At 72.0% G+C, this 15,648-nt stretch carries 16 protein-coding genes; 7 read left to right on the plus strand and 9 right to left on the minus strand.

Annotation, left to right across the window (positions count from 1 at the left end):
- The first annotated feature begins 122 nt into the window (after window positions 1–122).
- On the plus strand, window positions 123–761 hold the full coding sequence (locus ACQPY4_RS33975) for a hypothetical protein (protein WP_433328021.1): 639 nt from the start codon (window positions 123–125) through the stop codon (window positions 759–761).
- Here the strand turns inward: ACQPY4_RS33975 and ACQPY4_RS33980 are convergent, their stop codons facing one another.
- From ACQPY4_RS33980 to ACQPY4_RS33990, 3 genes are all read right to left on the minus strand, one after another.
- Window positions 762–2,165, minus strand: a complete 1,404-nt coding sequence (locus tag ACQPY4_RS33980; protein WP_433328023.1) for an NAD-dependent malic enzyme — start codon at window positions 2,163–2,165, stop codon at window positions 762–764.
- 63 nt (window positions 2,166–2,228) lie between these two features.
- Window positions 2,229–2,840 (minus strand): AAA family ATPase, encoded by a 612-nt coding sequence (locus ACQPY4_RS33985; RefSeq protein ID WP_433328025.1) that lies wholly within the window; start codon window positions 2,838–2,840, stop codon window positions 2,229–2,231.
- Window positions 2,841–2,867: 27 nt separating this feature from the next.
- Window positions 2,868–3,818: a tetratricopeptide repeat protein gene (locus tag ACQPY4_RS33990; RefSeq protein ID WP_433328027.1), complete on the minus strand. Its 951-nt coding sequence runs from the start codon at window positions 3,816–3,818 to the stop codon at window positions 2,868–2,870.
- Between the two features lie 423 nt (window positions 3,819–4,241).
- Between ACQPY4_RS33990 and ACQPY4_RS33995 the strand changes: the two genes are divergently transcribed.
- A complete protein-coding gene (locus tag ACQPY4_RS33995) occupies window positions 4,242–4,955 on the plus strand; it encodes an ATP-binding cassette domain-containing protein (RefSeq protein ID WP_433328029.1) in 714 nt (237 codons plus the stop codon).
- Entirely contained in the window at window positions 4,948–6,336 is a 1,389-nt protein-coding gene (locus ACQPY4_RS34000; RefSeq protein WP_433328031.1) for a hypothetical protein, read from the plus strand. The genes ACQPY4_RS33995 and ACQPY4_RS34000 overlap by 8 nt, the downstream gene beginning before the upstream one ends.
- A 42-nt stretch (window positions 6,337–6,378) precedes the next feature.
- On the opposite strand, the gene ACQPY4_RS34005 is transcribed toward ACQPY4_RS34000, so the two are convergent.
- Entirely contained in the window at window positions 6,379–6,684 is a 306-nt protein-coding gene (locus tag ACQPY4_RS34005) for a DUF3817 domain-containing protein (protein WP_433328033.1), read from the minus strand.
- A gap of 133 nt (window positions 6,685–6,817) precedes the next feature.
- Between ACQPY4_RS34005 and ACQPY4_RS34010 the strand changes: the two genes are divergently transcribed.
- Window positions 6,818–7,453 carry a DUF4230 domain-containing protein gene (locus ACQPY4_RS34010; RefSeq protein WP_433328035.1) on the plus strand — a complete coding sequence of 212 codons (636 nt, stop codon included), beginning with the start codon at window positions 6,818–6,820 and terminating at the stop codon, window positions 7,451–7,453.
- On the opposite strand, the gene ACQPY4_RS34015 is transcribed toward ACQPY4_RS34010, so the two are convergent.
- Both ACQPY4_RS34015 and ACQPY4_RS34020 read right to left on the minus strand, forming a co-directional pair.
- Entirely contained in the window at window positions 7,454–8,113 is a 660-nt protein-coding gene (locus ACQPY4_RS34015) for a hypothetical protein (RefSeq protein WP_433328037.1), read from the minus strand.
- Window positions 8,114–8,221: 108 nt separating this feature from the next.
- The gene (locus ACQPY4_RS34020) at window positions 8,222–9,412 is read right to left on the minus strand and encodes an acetyl-CoA C-acetyltransferase (RefSeq protein ID WP_433328039.1); all 1,191 of its coding nucleotides are present in this window, start codon (window positions 9,410–9,412) and stop codon (window positions 8,222–8,224) included.
- A 103-nt stretch (window positions 9,413–9,515) separates the two neighbouring features.
- Here ACQPY4_RS34020 and mce point away from each other — a divergent pair, with 103 nt between their 5' ends.
- The 3 genes from mce (at window position 9,516) to ACQPY4_RS34035 (ending at window position 13,659) form a co-directional block, all read left to right on the plus strand.
- On the plus strand, window positions 9,516–9,938 hold the full coding sequence (gene mce / locus ACQPY4_RS34025; RefSeq protein WP_433328041.1) for a methylmalonyl-CoA epimerase: 423 nt from the start codon (window positions 9,516–9,518) through the stop codon (window positions 9,936–9,938).
- 349 nt (window positions 9,939–10,287) lie between these two features.
- Window positions 10,288–11,625, plus strand: coding sequence for a DivIVA domain-containing protein (locus tag ACQPY4_RS34030; protein WP_433328043.1), 1,338 nt, complete (start codon window positions 10,288–10,290; stop codon window positions 11,623–11,625).
- Window positions 11,626–11,796: 171 nt separating this feature from the next.
- Complete coding sequence (locus ACQPY4_RS34035; RefSeq protein ID WP_433328045.1) at window positions 11,797–13,659, plus strand: AI-2E family transporter; 1,863 nt, start codon at window positions 11,797–11,799, stop codon at window positions 13,657–13,659.
- A gap of 6 nt (window positions 13,660–13,665) precedes the next feature.
- On the opposite strand, the gene ACQPY4_RS34040 is transcribed toward ACQPY4_RS34035, so the two are convergent.
- The 3 genes from ACQPY4_RS34040 to ACQPY4_RS34050 form a co-directional block, all read right to left on the minus strand.
- Window positions 13,666–14,457, minus strand: coding sequence for an alpha/beta fold hydrolase (locus ACQPY4_RS34040; protein ID WP_433328047.1), 792 nt, complete (start codon window positions 14,455–14,457; stop codon window positions 13,666–13,668).
- Between the two features lie 117 nt (window positions 14,458–14,574).
- Window positions 14,575–15,297 carry an alpha/beta hydrolase gene (locus ACQPY4_RS34045; RefSeq protein WP_433328049.1) on the minus strand — a complete coding sequence of 241 codons (723 nt, stop codon included), beginning with the start codon at window positions 15,295–15,297 and terminating at the stop codon, window positions 14,575–14,577.
- A 12-nt stretch (window positions 15,298–15,309) separates the two neighbouring features.
- Entirely contained in the window at window positions 15,310–15,633 is a 324-nt protein-coding gene (locus ACQPY4_RS34050; protein WP_433328051.1) for an ATP/GTP-binding protein, read from the minus strand.
- Window positions 15,634–15,648 lie beyond the last annotated feature (15 nt).

The raw sequence follows: 15,648 nt of genomic DNA on the forward strand, positions 1-15,648 counted from the left end.
CGTCGCTCGTTAGCCTGTTACGCATTCCTATCGGCGGGGATATCGGAAGAACACGGCCTTACGTTAAGAATGATCTAGAACATCGGGAGCCCGTCCCCTCCGGCGGGCCCGGGGAGGACGCGATGCAGTTGCCCAGGGTCATCATCGCCGCGGTCTTCTTCGTCATCGGGGCGCTGATCGCGATCCCTGCCCTGATGAACAACTCCTCGCCGTCCCGGGCCTCGAGCACCCCGGCCGGCTCGAACTCCACCACCAGCCCCTCCCCGACGCCGACCAAGACCCCCACCCCGGGCAAGACCACCAAGCCCCCCACCGCCCCCCTCACGGTCACCATCGGCGGGGTCTCGTGCCCCGGCCGCACGGTCGAGGTGAAGGTCGCCAACACGGGCAAGGGCACCGAGGACTACAGCGTCGAGCGCAACGACGACTCCGCCGCCGTCGCGGGCCGGATCGGCCCGGGCGCCACCCGCACCAGCCGCATCACGCTCCGCGAGGACCGCCGCACCCGCGTCACCGTCAGCTGGAAGAACGACCCGGTCAAGAACCGCACCCTCAAGGCCAACTGCAAGAAGGCCGCGGCCACCCCCGAACCGTCCGAGACGCCGGGCGACCTCCCCCACACCGGCGCCGACGACGCCGTCCTGTGGGCCCGCGCCGCCACCGGCGGCGCCGCCATGATCACCGGCGCCATCATCTTCTGGTACGGCGGCATCTGGCCGCGCCGCCGCGACAAGATCTTCAGCGACAAGACCGCCGGCTGATCAGGCCTCGGTGCGGGGACGGCCGCCGGAGGCTTCGCGGACGGCACCGGCCACCCGCTGGCTGACGTCCGGGTGGAAGACGCTGGGGACGATGTAGTTGGGCCCCAGCTCGCTTTCGGTGACGACCTCGGCGAGGGCGGTGGCGGCGGCAAGGAGCATGTCCTGGGTGACGCCGTCGGCCTGGGCGTCCAGAAGGCCGCGGAAGACGCCGGGGAAGGCCAGGACGTTGTTGATCTGGTTCGGGTAGTCGCTGCGGCCGGTGGCCACCACGGCGGCGTGCTCGCGGGCCTCGTCGGGCGAGACCTCGGGCTCGGGGTTGGCGAGCGCGAACACGATCGCGTCGTCGTTCATGGTGGCGATGTCGTCGCCGGTGAGGATGGCGGGTGCCGAGACGCCGACGAACACGTCGGCGTCCTTGACGGCGCCGCGCAGGTCGCCCGCGTAGCCCGCGGCGTTGGTGTGCTGGGCGATCCAGCGCAGCGAGTCGTCGAGGTCGTCGCGGCCCGGGTGGACGGCGCCGCGGTAGTCGCAGACGACGACGTCGCGGGCCCCGGCGTGCATCAGGAGCTTGAGGATGGCGGTGCCCGCGGCGCCCGCGCCCGCCATGGCGATGCGGACGTTCGCGATGTCCTTGCCCACGACGCGCAGCGCGTTGGTGAGGGCGGCCAGGACGCAGATCGCGGTGCCGTGCTGGTCGTCGTGGAACACCGGGATGTCGAGCAGGTCGCGCAGGCGGGCCTCGACCTCGAAGCAGCGCGGCGCCGAGATGTCCTCCAGGTTGATGCCGCCGAAGGCGGGCGCGATGATCTGCACGGTGCGGACGATCTCGTCGGTGTCTTGAGTGTCGAGGCAGATCGGCCAGGCGTCGATGCCCGCGAACCGCTTGAACAGGGCCGCCTTGCCCTCCATGACCGGCAGCGCGGCCTCGGGGCCGATGTTGCCCAGGCCCAGGACGGCCGAGCCGTCGGTCACGACCGCGACGCTGTTGCGCTTGATCGTCAGGCGGCGGACGTCTTCGGGGTTGCGGGCGATGGCGAGCGAGACGCGGGCGACGCCGGGCGTGTAGGCCATCGAGAGCTCGTCGCGGTTGCGCAGGGGGACCTTCGACTGCATCTCGATCTTGCCGCCGAGGTGCATGAGGAAGGTCCGGTCGCTGACCTTGTGGATCTTGATGTCGTCGAGGGTCTCCAGGGCGGTGGCGATCGCCTCGGCGTGCTCGGTGTCGCGGGTGGCGATGGTGACGTCGATGCGCAGCGTCTCGTGCCCGGCGGTGTTGACGTCGAGCGCGGTGACGATGCCGCCGGCGTTCTCGACCACGTGCGTGATCTGGCTGACGGCCCTGCCACCGGCCGGAACCTCAAGCCGGACGGTGATGGAGTACGAAACGCTGGGCACACTGGCCACGACACTGCTCCCTTTGCTCCGGGTACGACGATGTCCCGCCGTCATCGTCCCACGGGACCGGCCTCAGACGGCCCCGGCCGCGGCGACGACGAGATCCACGACGGCGGGCTCGGGGAGCCTCGTCGAGTCGATCACGAGGTGGTAGTGCCGGGGATCGGCGGCGTCCGCCCCGTAGAGGTGCTTCACGTAGGCCGCGCGGGCGCGATCGTTGTCGTCGAGCATACGCGCCGCGTCCCCGCCCGCCCGCTCCAGCCGGCGCTCCCTGGGGCCGTCCAGCCGGACGTGCAGGACGGCGGGGCGATCGGCCAGCACCAGGGCCCCGGCCCGGCCGAGGATGACGCCCCCGTCCTCGTCGGCCACCCGGTTGATGAACCGCTCGGTGCGCCGGACGAACTCCTCTTCCGGGACGATCGTCCGGTCGGGCATGTAGACGTCCATGCCGCCGAGGGTGACGTTCGGCAGCCGCGCGGCGCCCGCGAGGATGCGTCCGATACCGGTCTCGGCGCGGCCGTCGTGGGTGAGGGCCTCCTCCAGGGTGCAGCCGATCTCGGCGGCGACCGCCACGGGCACGGCCCGGTCGACGAAGGGCAGGCCGAGGCGTTCGGCGACGGCGGGCCCGATCGTGCTGCCCCCGGCGCCGAACGTCGCCGACACGGTCACGACGCGAGCGCTCACACCCGGTTCATGCCCCGTTTTCCTCGGTCAGAAGAGTGCGGACTGAAGCCCGCGCCTGGCCTTTCCGAGCCTGGGGTCGTCGGCGGGAAGCACCTCGAACAGCTTGAGCAGGTGCTTGCGCGCGGCGTCGCGGTCGTCGCCCGCCAGGGCGCGCACGGCGGCCAGCAGCCGGTCGAACGCGGCGTCGATCTGGCCGGAGACCATCTCGACGTCGGCGGCCTGGATCTGCGCGGTCACGTCGGCGGGACGGTCGGCGGCGTCCTTGAGGGCCTGGCGCGCGTCGATCGTGTGGACGCGCTGGCTCAGCTCCACCAGGGCGAGCCCGGTTCTGGCCTGGTCGTCGCGGGGGTCCTTCTCGAGGATCTGCTGGAAGGCGGCCTGCGCGGCGTCGAGGTCGCCGCTGTGCAGGGCCTCCTCCGCCGCGGCGTAGACCGGGTCGGCCGCGGGCTGCTCGCCCGCGGGCGCCGCCTCGCCCTCGGGGGCGTCGGGCAGGATGCCCTCCTTGCGCAGGGCCTCGAAGAGCTGGTCGATCGCCTGCCGGACCTGCGGTTCGGGTGCGGCGCCGTTGAGGAACGGCATCAGCTGCCCGGCCACCACCACGGCCACGAACGGGATGCCCTGCACGCCCATCTGCTGCATGTACTGCGCGAGGGCGGGGTTGGCGTCGATGTCGACCTTGGCCAGGATCCACTTGCCGGCCGACTCGGTCGCCAGCTTCTCCAGGATCGGGCCGAGCTGCTTGCAGGGCCCGCACCATTCGGCCCAGAAGTCGACCAGCACCGGGACGGTGCGCGAACGCTCGACGACCTCGGTGTTGAAGGTCTGGTCGGTGACGTCGACGACCGCGGCGCCCGCCGGTCCGGCGTCCTGGCCCGCGGCCGCGGCGGCGCGGGCCTGGCGTTCCTGTTGTTTCTTGACGGCCGCCTGGCGCGCCCCCAGATCAATGGCCCCGTGCAGCGAGAAGTCCCGAGAAGACATGGGTCCCATCCTGCCCCATGCCCGCCCCCGACCGTACGGTCGTCCGCTCCCAGCGCAGAACGAACCTCGCGGCGATCACCGTCCGGGAGCGGTCCGGACGCCACAGCCGGACAGAACGGAACAATTCATTGAATTCACTGCGTCCCGGAGAAGGCAAAGAATCCAGGCGCCTGCCCGCCATTGCAAAAAGACGGCTGACAGCGATCACCAAGCCCGGTTATAGTCGCGATGTCGATGCATGGTGCGACGGCAAAGAGGATCGGTGCCGAGGCCCTCCGCCAGGGCCTGACATGGCCCGTTGAGCGGAGCATGACCGGGGGGAAATGGTCATGCCGCTCCTCTGGGGGCCGTCGCGAATCGCATGACGCAATAAACGGGGGGTTGAAAGTGGTCGCGGATCATTCCGCGATCGTGGCCCAAGGGATGGGTGTCCGCCGCGGGGGGCGGTGGCTCCTGCGCCCGGTGTCCTTCGGCGTCGCCGAGGGCGTGGCCGGCTTGGCCGGTCCACCTGGTGTCGGTAAATCCACTCTGCTGGCCACGTTCGCGACCTTGCGCCGGCCGCATGCCGGCGCGCTTGAGATTCTCGGTTGCGATACCGGGAACACGCCGGGCCTGCGTTCCGTGCGGGCCCGGATCGGTTATCTGCCGGGACGGTTCTCGTGGGCCGAGAACATGACGGCGGGCGAATTCGTCGCCTATGCGGCGTATTACAAGCGGGTGCGCGCGCCCGCTGGAAGAGAGGTGCTCAAAAGGCTCGACATCGCCGAGGCCGCCGGAACCGAGCTCGCCCTGCTCCCGCCCGACGTGCGGCTGCGCGCGGGCCTGGCCGCCACCTGCGTGCACGATCCCGAGCTGGTGCTGCTGGACGACCCGCTGGAGGAGCTGACCGGCGAGGACGGCGCGTCCGCCGTCGCCGACCTTCTCCCGATCATCCGCTCGCTGGCGCCCTCGGTGGTGGTCACGGCCACCGCCGCCCAGTCCCTGACCGGCTGGTGCGACCGCGTGTTCACGCTGTCGCGCGGCCGCCTCACCGAGCTGCCCACCCGCGAGGCGAACCCCGCGGCGGCCCCCGTGCCGTCGCAGCGTTCCCGTGCCCAGGCGGGACGGGTGCCCGCGGGGAGCGGCGCCGGTGTCTGATCTCCGCCCCGGAGCGGCGCCGGGCAGGCTCGGCGTCCTCTCGGGGGCCCCGGAACTCGGCCGGGTGCTCCGGCTGGACGCCCGGCGCACGGCCCTGCTCGTCGTGGTGCCGCTGCTGACCGCCGTCGGCGTGGTCACGGCCTGGCTGTCGCTGGTGCCCGGGGTCGCCTACTGGGACAACTCGGTGGTCGCGCTGCTCGACACCGTGCGGCTGCTGGGCCCGGTGGCGGCGGGCCTGGCGGCCTGGGCGGCGCTGCGCGAGCGGCGCCTGCACTACCTGCACGACCTGTCGGCGCGGTCGCCCGCGACGGGCGTCCTGCTGGGGCTGCTCCTGCTCGGCGGCGCCGCCCTGGTCGCCTACGGCGCCGTGACGGCCGTGGTGGTCGTCGAGACCGTCCTGCGCAACGAGGCGGGCCGGCCGAGCCCGCTCGGGCTGGCGGCGGGCGCGGCGGCGCTCACCCAGCACGTGGTGCTCGGCTACCTGGCCGCACGGCTCGCGCCTCGTCCCGCCACGGTCGTGTTGGTGGTGGTGGCGACCTGGCTGTGGGCGGTCGCGCGCGTCCCCGGCACCTCGTGGTGGAGCCTGCTGCCGCCCGCCGCGCTCAACCAGGTCGAGCTGTTCACCGGGCTGCGGCCGCGCGTCCTGGCCGACGAGACGGCGTGGTCGCTGGCGTTCACCGCCGCGCTCGTCCTGGCCTACGTCTACTGGGTGACGCGGCGGCGGCGCCTGCTGCTGCCGCTTCTGCTGGCGCTGCTGGTGACGGGGGCGGTGACCGTCCGGCTGGAGTCGTCGGAGGGACGGGCCGTGACGCCCGCCGCGTTCAGCCCCGCCTGCCGGAACTGGCCGCTGACGGTCTGCGTCCACCCGGCGCTGCGGCCCGCGCTGCCGGGCCTGATGACCGCGACGATGCCGCTGGCGACCCGGCTCAACGGAACGCCGGGCGAGTTCACGCGGGTGATGCACCGGCCGGAGTCCGAGCCCCCGGCGGTGCGGCACGGCGTGGCGGTCGTCCACCTCGACGAGGACCTGTCACCCGGGTTCGAGGCCCAGGCCGTCCGGCAGATCCGCGACTCGCTGCTCGACCGGGACGCCTGCAACGCGTCCCGGGGCGGCTCGGGCGCCGCCTACGAGAGGCTGGTCGGGGCGTGGCTGGTGGGCGAGCATCCGCCGCCGATCGCCGACGCGGGCGCGGCCCGCCGCTTCGGCGCCTGGAGCGAGGACCGCAGGAAGAACTGGCTGCGGACGCACTACGCCGAGTTCAGGACGTGCGCCCTCGACCCGGCCGACTTCCGTCCGGTCAAGCACGTCAAGCACGTCAAGCGCGTCGAACACGTCAAGCACGCGCGGAAGAAGGCGGGACGAGGACGATCCCCCGCATGACCGTGACGAGACCCCCCAGACTCGTCCCGGCCATGCGGAAGTTCAGGCCGCCGCTCGGGCGGTTTCGATCGGCTTGAGCCAGTGGCGCTCGACGAAGAACGGCGCCACCGGGAGCACACCCGCGATGAGCGCGAGCACCGTGCGCTTGAGGTCCCAGCCGAGCTGGCCGCGCCCCACCAGCACCATCCCCACATAGGCGAGGAACAGGACCCCGTGGAGGGGGCCCATCACCTGCACGCCCGCGGGCTGGTCGCCCATGTACTTGACGGGCATGGCGATCAGCAACAGCACGAGGAAGGAGGTCGCCTCGGCGATCGAGACGATCCGGAGAGCACGCACGATGTCCACGGTCCGTTAACGTACCGGGCCGCAAGCAGGGTTTCGAACCGCCATATGGCACTGCTCACACCGGCTAGGTGATCCGAGCCGATCGCCGGGAATGTCCTAGGCCATGGCAGGCTCCGAAAGCGGGATTCGCGGCATGCGGTGGCTACGCGCCCCGGTGCTCCTGGTCGTCGTGACCGTGGTGATCGTCCTCCTGGCCCAGCAGGCGCTGCGGCTTTTCCCCGATTCGCTCAACCCCTTCGCCGAGGAGACCAAGGACCGCAGCGGCCCCGTGCTGCTCCAGTCCATCCGCGACCTCGCGCGCTACGAGGCCGCGAGCGGCAACTTCCAGGTGGTGGTCGACCTGGAGAAGGACGCCAAGTTCCTCCCGAGCGCGATCCGCGGCTCCCGGACCCTGTTCGTCGGGCAGGGGTCGGTGGACGCCTATGTCGACTTCGGCAAGCTCGGCACGGGGGCGATCACGGTCAACGCCGACCGGACGGTCGCGACCGTCCGGCTCCCCCGTGCCCAGCTCGAACCCACCAACCTCAACCCGGGACGCAGCTATGTCTTCGCCGCCGAGCGCGGCCTGTTCAACCGGCTCGGCGACGTGTTCAGCGGGAACCCCAACGACCAGCAGAAGCTCTACGTCCTGGCGAGCCAGAAGATCCAGACCGCGGCGGCCGAGAGCGGGCTGCGCGAGCGCGCCGACCAGAACACCCGGTTGATGCTCCAGAACATGCTCAAGGCGCTCGGCTTCACGACCGTCAACGTCCAGCCCGCGACGCAGTGATCACTTCCGGTCGGTCAGCCGGTACCCGCCCTTGATCACCGGGGCGTCGGCGGCCGGGGCCATGCAGCGGGTGAGGTCGCCGCCCTCGGGCAGCCCGGCCAGACCGAGGCGGCTCGGGCCCGCGCCCTTGCCCGCGACGTAGAAGCTCACGCCCATACGGGCCTTCTTCGCGACGTACGGCTCCCACGGCCCCCCGGGAGCGGCCTTGACCATGATGCCGGTCACGGTGGCCGTGGGACCGCCGGTCGTCAGGCAGTCCACCTGCATCTCGCCCCAGTTGGACTGCGTCCCGTTGGCGTCGGTCATGGCGTGGTAGATCCGGAACGTCCCCCACGACTTCAGTGGAGTGCTCGCGCCGTTCGGGTCGTACTCGGCGTGGGCGTCGACCTTGATGCGGATGTCGTGGCCGGGGGCCGGGAAGTACATCCGTCCCTCGCCCTTGAGACGCGAGATCTTCGTGTCCGTCCCCGGGGACGTGGTCCGGGCCGAGGCCGGGAGCTTGAGCGGGTTCGGGGCGGGGGACACGGGCGTGGACGCGTTCACGGCCGTGGCCGAGGTCGGGGCGGGGTCGTCCGCCCAGGAGGCGGTGACGCCCCCGGCCGTGAGCGCGGCCGCGGCCGTCAGTGCCAGGACGGCGGCGCGCCGGGTCGGCTTGATCATGGGTGGTCTCCGTTCGGGGGGTCGTGACGATGACGCCACGACCCTCCCGATCCGGGACCCCGCGCGGTTCCCCCTACCGGGGGAAAGCCGCCCCCCGTAGGAACGAGATCAGCTCTTGGCCACGCGCAGGATCAGGGCGTCGCCCTGGCCGCCGCCACCGCACAGCCCGGCCGCGCCCACGCCGCCGCCGCGCCGCCTGAGCTCGTAGGCCAGGGTCAGGACGATCCGCGCGCCCGACATGCCGACCGGGTGGCCCAGCGCGATGGCGCCGCCGTTGACGTTCACCTTCTCGGGCGTGACGCCGAGGTCCTTCATCGACTGGAGGCCGACCGAGGCGAACGCCTCGTTGATCTCGATCAGGTCGAGGTCGGCGACGTCCAGGCCCTCCTTGCCCAGCGCGTGCCTGATCGCGTTGGACGGCTGGGACTGGAGCGAGTTGTCCGGGCCCGCCACGTTGCCGTGCGCGCCGATCTCGGCCAGCCAGCTCAGCCCGAGCTCCTCGGCCTTGGCCTTGGACATGACCACCACGGCGGCCGCGCCGTCGGAGATCTGCGAGGACGAGCCCGCGGTGATCGTCCCCTCCTTGGAGAAGGCCGGACGCAGCTTCGACAGCGACTCGGCGGTGGTGTCGGCGCGCACGCCCTCGTCGGTCGCGAACACCACCGGCTCGCCCCGCCGCTGCGGGACCTGGACCGGAGCGATCTCCTCGTCGAAGATCCCGTTCTTGATGGCCGCGGCGGCGCGCTGGTGCGAGCGGGCGGAGAACTCGTCCTGCTCGGCCCGGCCGATCCCCAGCCGCCCGTTGTGGTGCTCGGTGGACTCGCCCATCGCGATGCCGTCGAAGGCGTCGGTGAGCGCGTCGAGGGCCATGTGGTCGAGGACCTCGACCGACCCGTACTTGTACCCGCCGCGCGACTTGGGCAGCAGGTGCGGCGCCTGGGTCATCGACTCCATGCCGCCGGCCACCACGATGTCGAACTCGCCCGCGCGGATCAGCTGGTCGGCCAGCGCGATGGCGTCCAGGCCCGACAGGCACACCTTGTTGATCGTGATCGACGGGACCGTCATCGGGATGCCCGCCTTGACCGCGGCCTGGCGGGAGGGGATCTGCCCGGCGCCCGCCTGGAGCACCTGCCCCATGATCACGTACTGGACCTGCTCGCCGGTGATCCCGGCGCGCTCCAGCGCGGCCTTGATCGCGTGGCCGCCGAGATCGGCGGCGGAGAAGTCCTTCAGCGAGCCGAGCAGGCGGCCGATCGGGGTGCGCGCTCCTGCGACGATCACTGACTTCGCGGACATGGGGGACCCTCCAGCAAGGTTCGACTGCGACGTTTGCCACGATACCCACGAGAAGAAGCCCCGCTTCGCCCCGGCCCTGACCAGGCCCGTGAGGAGATCGCCCATGCTCACCCGCATCGATCACATCGGCATCGCCTGCCACGACCTGGACGCGACGGTGGCGTTCTACCGCGAGACCTACGGCTTCACCGACGTGCATGTCGAGGTGAACGAGGAGCAGGGCGTCCGCGAGGCGATGCTCAAGATCAACGACACCGGCGACGGCGCCGCCAGCTACATCCAGCTGCTTGAGCCCATCCGGGACGACTCCGCCGTGGCCAAGTGGCTCGCCAAGAACGGCGAGGGCGTCCACCACATCGCCTTCGGCACCGACGGCGACGTCCAGGACGAGGCCGACGCCATCGCGGCCAAGGACGTCCGCGTCCTCTACGACTCCCCGCGCAACGGCTCTATGGGGTCCCGCATCACTTTCCTTCACCCGAAGGACTGCCACGGGGTGCTGACGGAGCTCGTCCAGAAGCCCTGACCCGGCGGCGCGCCGTCCCCCCGACGCGCTGCGGGGGGTGATCGAGCGGCCCGCGATCGTGATGTGTTTGAGATCACATGACCCGGCGACTAACTCGGAGCATGCCGCTCTGTAGCCGTTCGGGTGCTTGTGGTGCTTTCGGACGGGGGTTGGGCGGGCCTCCCCGGCAGGTCCAGGCAAACTCACAAACACGACAAAGTACGCAGTGCGTCAAGATGGGCCCCCAACACGGCAGCGTCGGGAGTACGCTTCATTCGCCGGAAGAGACCTGGGGCCGTGCGCCCGTGCGCCAGGCGATCGACCGGTCCCCGGAATCGACCGCAGCCCCGTCACATCAGGATTGAGCCACATGCAGTCCGACATCGACGCCCAGCTCAGCAACTTCTTTGAAGAAACGCCCCCGCGCGAGTTCGACGTGGTGCTTCGCGGCTACGACCGGCACCAGGTCGACGAGCACATCAAGACGCTCGACAACGAGACCCGGCAGGCCCGCGAACAGGCCCAGGCGTTGCAGCGCGAGCTGTCCGACGCACACCGGCAGCTCCAGGAGCAGGAACGCCCGACCTACTCGGGGCTCGGTGCGCGCATCGAGCAGCTCCTGCGGCTCGCCGAGGAGCAGGCCACCGAGCTGGTGCAGGCGGCCCGCAGCGAGGCCAACGAGATCAAGGCCGCGGCCAAGGTCGACGCGGCCGAGATGCGCGCCACCTCCGAGAACGAGGCCTCCGAGCTTCGCGCCACCGCTCAGCGCGAGGGCGACGACATGCGCAACGCGGCCGAGCGCGAGGCCGAGGAGGTGCGCACCTCGGCCCGACGCGAGGCCGACGAGCTGACCTCCACGACCGAGCGCGAGGTCGCCAAGCTCCGCGCCACCGCCGACCACGAGGTCGCCGAGAAGCGCGCCGCCGCCGAGCGTGAGATCGCCAAGCTCCGCACCACCACCGAGCGGGAGGTCGCGCAGCTGCGCGCGTCCACCAAGCGCGAGCGCGACGAGATCCTCACCACCGCCAAGCGGCAGGCCGACGAGATGCGGGCCCAGGCCCAGCGCATCCTGGAGGAGAGCGAGGCCCAGCGCGCCCAGGCCGAGGCCGAGTTCGAGATCCAGCTGGCCGCCCGCCGCGAAGAGGCCGACCGGCAGGACGCCGAGCGCCACTCCGCCGCCCAGGCCGCCACGCAGAAGCTGGTCGCCGAGGCCGAGCAGCGCGCGGCCTCGGCCGAGCAGCGGGCCGCCAAGGCGACCCAGCAGGCCGAGCAGACGCGCCGCGAGGCCGACTCGCACGCCAAGCAGCTCATGGCCAACGCGCGCAAGAACTCCGACCAGGTCATCGCCGAGGCCAAGTCGCAGGCCGAGCAGCTGCTCGCCGAGACCAAGGCCGAGGCCGACCGGGTCAGGACGGCCGCGCAGCGCCAGGTCGACGAGCTCACCCGCCAGCGCGACAGCATCACCAGCCACCTCAACCAGCTGCGCCAGCTCATCGGCGGCGTGGCTCCGGTGGGCGGCGATGCCGAGATCGCGGCGGCGCCCGAGAAGCCCGCGATCGAGAGCAAGCCCGCTCCCGCTCCGGCGCAGCCCCAGGCCAAGCAGCAGGGTCAGGGCGGCGGCCCCGCCCCCAAGCCCGCGCCCAAGGGCGGCGGCCAGAACCAGGCCAAGAAGTCCGACGAGGACGACGAGGACTGGTGGCAGGAGTAAGCACCCGCACTCCGGCACGTGCTCACCGAGCACCGGGCCGGGCGCGCATGTAACTCAATCCGGCATGTACGTAAAAGCCTAGAGGTGGGCAACTACCTCTAGGCTTTTCGTATTATCTCGCCCTCCGGCACGTCGGCGGTGGACGTGGAGGACCGAACAAGGAGAACGGCGTTGCCCGACCAGCCCCCCAAGGACGACCGCGTCCCCGAGCCCGACGAGGGACGGCCCGCCCCCGTGCCCGCGCCGTCTCTCCCGGCCGACGACACGGGCGGGCGCCGCCCCCCACGTCCCAGCGTCGTCACCGCCGCCGCCAAGCCCCCCACGGGCCCGAGCGATTCCGGCGCCAAATCCACCACCCCCGAGAACAAGAACCCCCGCCAGGCCGACACCGCAGGCGGTGCCAAGCCCCGCGAGGGTGCCCCCGGAGCCGCGTCCGACGACGACACCTCCAGCGAGAACGCGTCCAGCGGGCGCGCCTCCAGCGGTGCCGCGCCCAGCGGCAGCGCGTCCGGCAGCAGCGCCCCCGGGGCCGCGTCCGACGACGCCTCCAGCGAGGTCGCGTCCAGCGGGCGCGCCTCCAGCGGTGCCGCGTCCAGTGGCGGTGCGCTTGGCGGGCGGGCGTCCGGCGAGGCTGCTTCTGGCGGTGCCGGGGCGTCCGATGACGACGCCTCCGCTGGTGCCGCGTCCGGTGGCGGTGCGGTTGGTGGGCGGGCGTCCGGCAGTGGCGCGTCCGGCGGGCGGGCGTCCGGGAGCGGTGCGTCCGGTGCAGGTGCTGGTGGGGCGCCCTCCAGGGACGTCGAGAAGGTGTCTGAGGCCGCTTCGGCGCGGTTGGCGCACGAGGCCGGGCCGCCGGTCGAGGTGGGCGACGGTGAGACGCGGGCGAGCGTGGTCGCGGCCGCGGCGACGCCGAAGCCTCCGGCGGTGCCGGACCCGGCGCATGACGTCGAGCAGCGCAGGCTTGAGGCGGGCGTCGACCACGGGTTCCCGTTCGGGCGTCCCGGGGAGCCGATCGGACGGTTCCACCCGTTCGTGTTCGGGTTTGTGGGGGCGCTCGGCGTCATCACCGCCTGGATGCTGGTGCGGGCGGCGACCAGCGCCAAGTCCGTGCTGGTGATGATCCTGGTGGCGATGTTCCTGGCCGTCGGGCTCAACCCGGCGGTGGAGCGGCTCAAGCGGATCGGCGTCCCGCGCAGCGCGGCGGTGGGGCTGGTCTTCCTCGGGGTCATCCTGTTCTTCGCGGGGTTCGTGGCCTCGATGGTCCAGCCGGTGTCGGAGCAGGTCACCGAGCTGCGGCAGAACATCCCCAGCTATGTCCAGCAGTTGCAGGACAACAAGCAGATCTCCGAGTGGGACAAGCGGTACGGCCTGCTGGAGCGTGCCCAGAAGACCGTGAACGACAAGGACTTCCAGGACCAGCTCACCGACTGGGCGACGGGCATCGGGCAGGTCGCGCTCAACGGGATCTTCCAGACGATCACGATCCTGATCCTGACGCTGTACTTCCTCAGCTCGCTGCCGCAGATCAAGACGTTCTTCTACCGGCTGGCGCCGCGATCGCGGCGGGCCCGGGTCGCGCTGCTGGGCGATGAGATCCTCGACCGCATCGGCGGCTACGTGGCCGGGCAGTTCATGATCGCCTTCATCGCGGGCGTCACGTCCTACATCTTCCTGTCGGTCCTCGGGGTGAAGTACGCGCTGGCGCTGGCGCTGATCGTGGCGGTGACGGATCTGATCCCGCTGGTCGGCGCGACGATCGGCGCGGTGGTGGTGACGCTGGTGGCCTTCCTCAACGGGACCAAGGAGGGCATCATCTGCGCGATCTTCTATCTCGTGTACCAGCAGCTGGAGAACTACCTGCTGTACCCGCGCGTGATGAAACGGTCGGTGGACGTCCAGCCGGTGGTGACGATCGTGGCGGCGCTGGTCGGGGCGGCGCTCCTCGGGGTGGTCGGCGCGCTGCTGGCGATTCCCACGGCCGCGGCGATCTCGCTGGTGATCCGCGAGGTGGTCGTCCCGAGGCAGGAGGCGAGCTGACCGCCGTCAGCGGGAGGTCCGGGCCAGCGCGGCGGTGAACTCGGCGACGGCCTCGTTGAACAGCTCCGGCTGCTCGACCGGCCCGAGATGGCCCGCGCGCGCGATGACCTGGAGCTCGGCGTTGGGCAGGGCGTCCGCCAAAGCGCGCGCGTCGTCCTCGGTGGTCAGCGTGTCCTCCGCGCCGACCATGACCAGCGCGGGGACCCTCACCTCGCGCAGCGCCTCGAACGCGGGCTCGCGGGCGGCCATCGCGCGCAGCGCCCAGGCCGCGGCCCGCGCCGGGGTCGCCTGGACGAGCCCGCGCACCCGCCCGTAGACCAGCGCGCGCTGCCGGAGCGTCGTGGGCCCGACCAGGTGCGGGAGGACCTCCTCCACCAGGACGCCGACGCCGTTCTCACGCTCCAGCCGTTCGGCCTGCCGCAGCCGGGTCTCTCGCGCGGCGGCCGAGTCGGCCCCGGCGCGGGTGTCGGCCAGCACGACGCCCAGGACCAGCTCGGGGCGGCGGCGGCACAGCGCCATCGCCACGTACCCGCCCATCGACAGCCCGCCGACCACGGCCCGCGTGACGCCGAGCCGCTTGAACAGGCGGGCGACATCGTCGGCCATCGTGTCGACCGACGGCTCGTCCGCGCCCAGCTCCGACCCGCCGAACCCGCGCAGGTCGGGTGTGACCACCCGGAAGCGGCCCGCCAGGCCCTCGCGCTGCGCCAGCCACATCGCCGACGAGAGCGGGAAGGCGTGCAGCAGCACCAGGGGGGTCCCGCTCCCCACGTCCCTCGCGTACAACTGCACGGACATCGCGAACGCCGCCCCTCACCGTTTCCCGCCCCGACGGCCGTGGTGCGACCGGCGGTCAGATCATCGTCACCCCGGACGGGGCCGCGGCGGAGAAGGTGGCCGTGATCGGACGCGGAGTCAGCCGTCCGGCCCGCTCCACTCGGTGGGGAGCGGGAACGCGTGGGGCGCGACGCGTTTGACGATCTCGTTGAGGACGATGCGCACGTAGGGCTCACCGACCCACAGGTGCTTGGCGTTCTCGACGGCGATCACCTCGGCCTGCGGGACGCGTTTGAACCGTTCCCTGGCCTCTTCCGGCCGCAGGTAGTCGTCGAGCTCGGGGACGAGCGCGACCAGCGGGCGGCCGTCCTGGGCCCAGGCGTCCAGCTCGGCGTCCCCGGCCCGTTTCAGCGGCGGCGAGAGCAGGATCGCGCCCTCCACCGCCGGGTCGCGGCCCCACTTGAGCGCCAGCTCGGTGCCGAAGGACCAGCCGAGCAGCCACGGGTGCGGCAGCTCGTGGAACTCGGCGTACTCGATCGCCGCGGCCACGTCGTGCCGCTCGGTCTCGCCCTCGCCGAACTCGCCCTGGCTGGTGCCGCGCTCGGAGGTGGTGCCGCGGGTGTTGAACCGCAGCACCGCCACGCCGGCCAGCTCGGGCAGGCGGTAGGACGCCTTGCGCAGGACGTGGCTGTCCATCATGCCCTCGGCCGTGGGCAGGGGGTGCAGGCAGACCAGGGTCGCCACCGGCGGCCGCTCGGCGGGCAGCGCCAGCTCCCCGACCAGTTCCAGGCCGTCGGCCGTGTTCAGCGTGATCGGCTCACGCCGGGCCGGGAGCACGGAGCTCGCCCGGATGTCCGCCATTGGTGCTCCTTCTCAGTAGCGAGGCGCGTCACGCGAACGCCGGACGCGCGGGCCCCGCCGGTCGCGCGCCCGCCAGCAGGGACGGTGCCAGTGCCGCCGGTCGTCGGCCCCGCCGCGCTCGTCGGCGGGCCAGGCGACCACGTGGGCGATGCCGGCCGGGATCTCGTGGTCGCACCCGGGGCAACGGTACGGCTTGGTCGCGGCGGCACCGGTCACGGGCCGGACGATCCACTCGCCGTCCGGGCCGTCCTCGGTCTCCTGGGCCCAGGACGCACCGCCGCCACCCGGGGAACGTCCGTCCCCGGGCGCGGTGCGGCGGTTCTTGCGCGGGCTCATGAGATCAAGGATATG

Origin of the sequence: Spirillospora sp. CA-294931, from assembly GCF_050946795.1 — a bacterium.
Classification (GTDB): Bacteria; Actinomycetota; Actinomycetes; order Streptosporangiales; family Streptosporangiaceae; genus Spirillospora.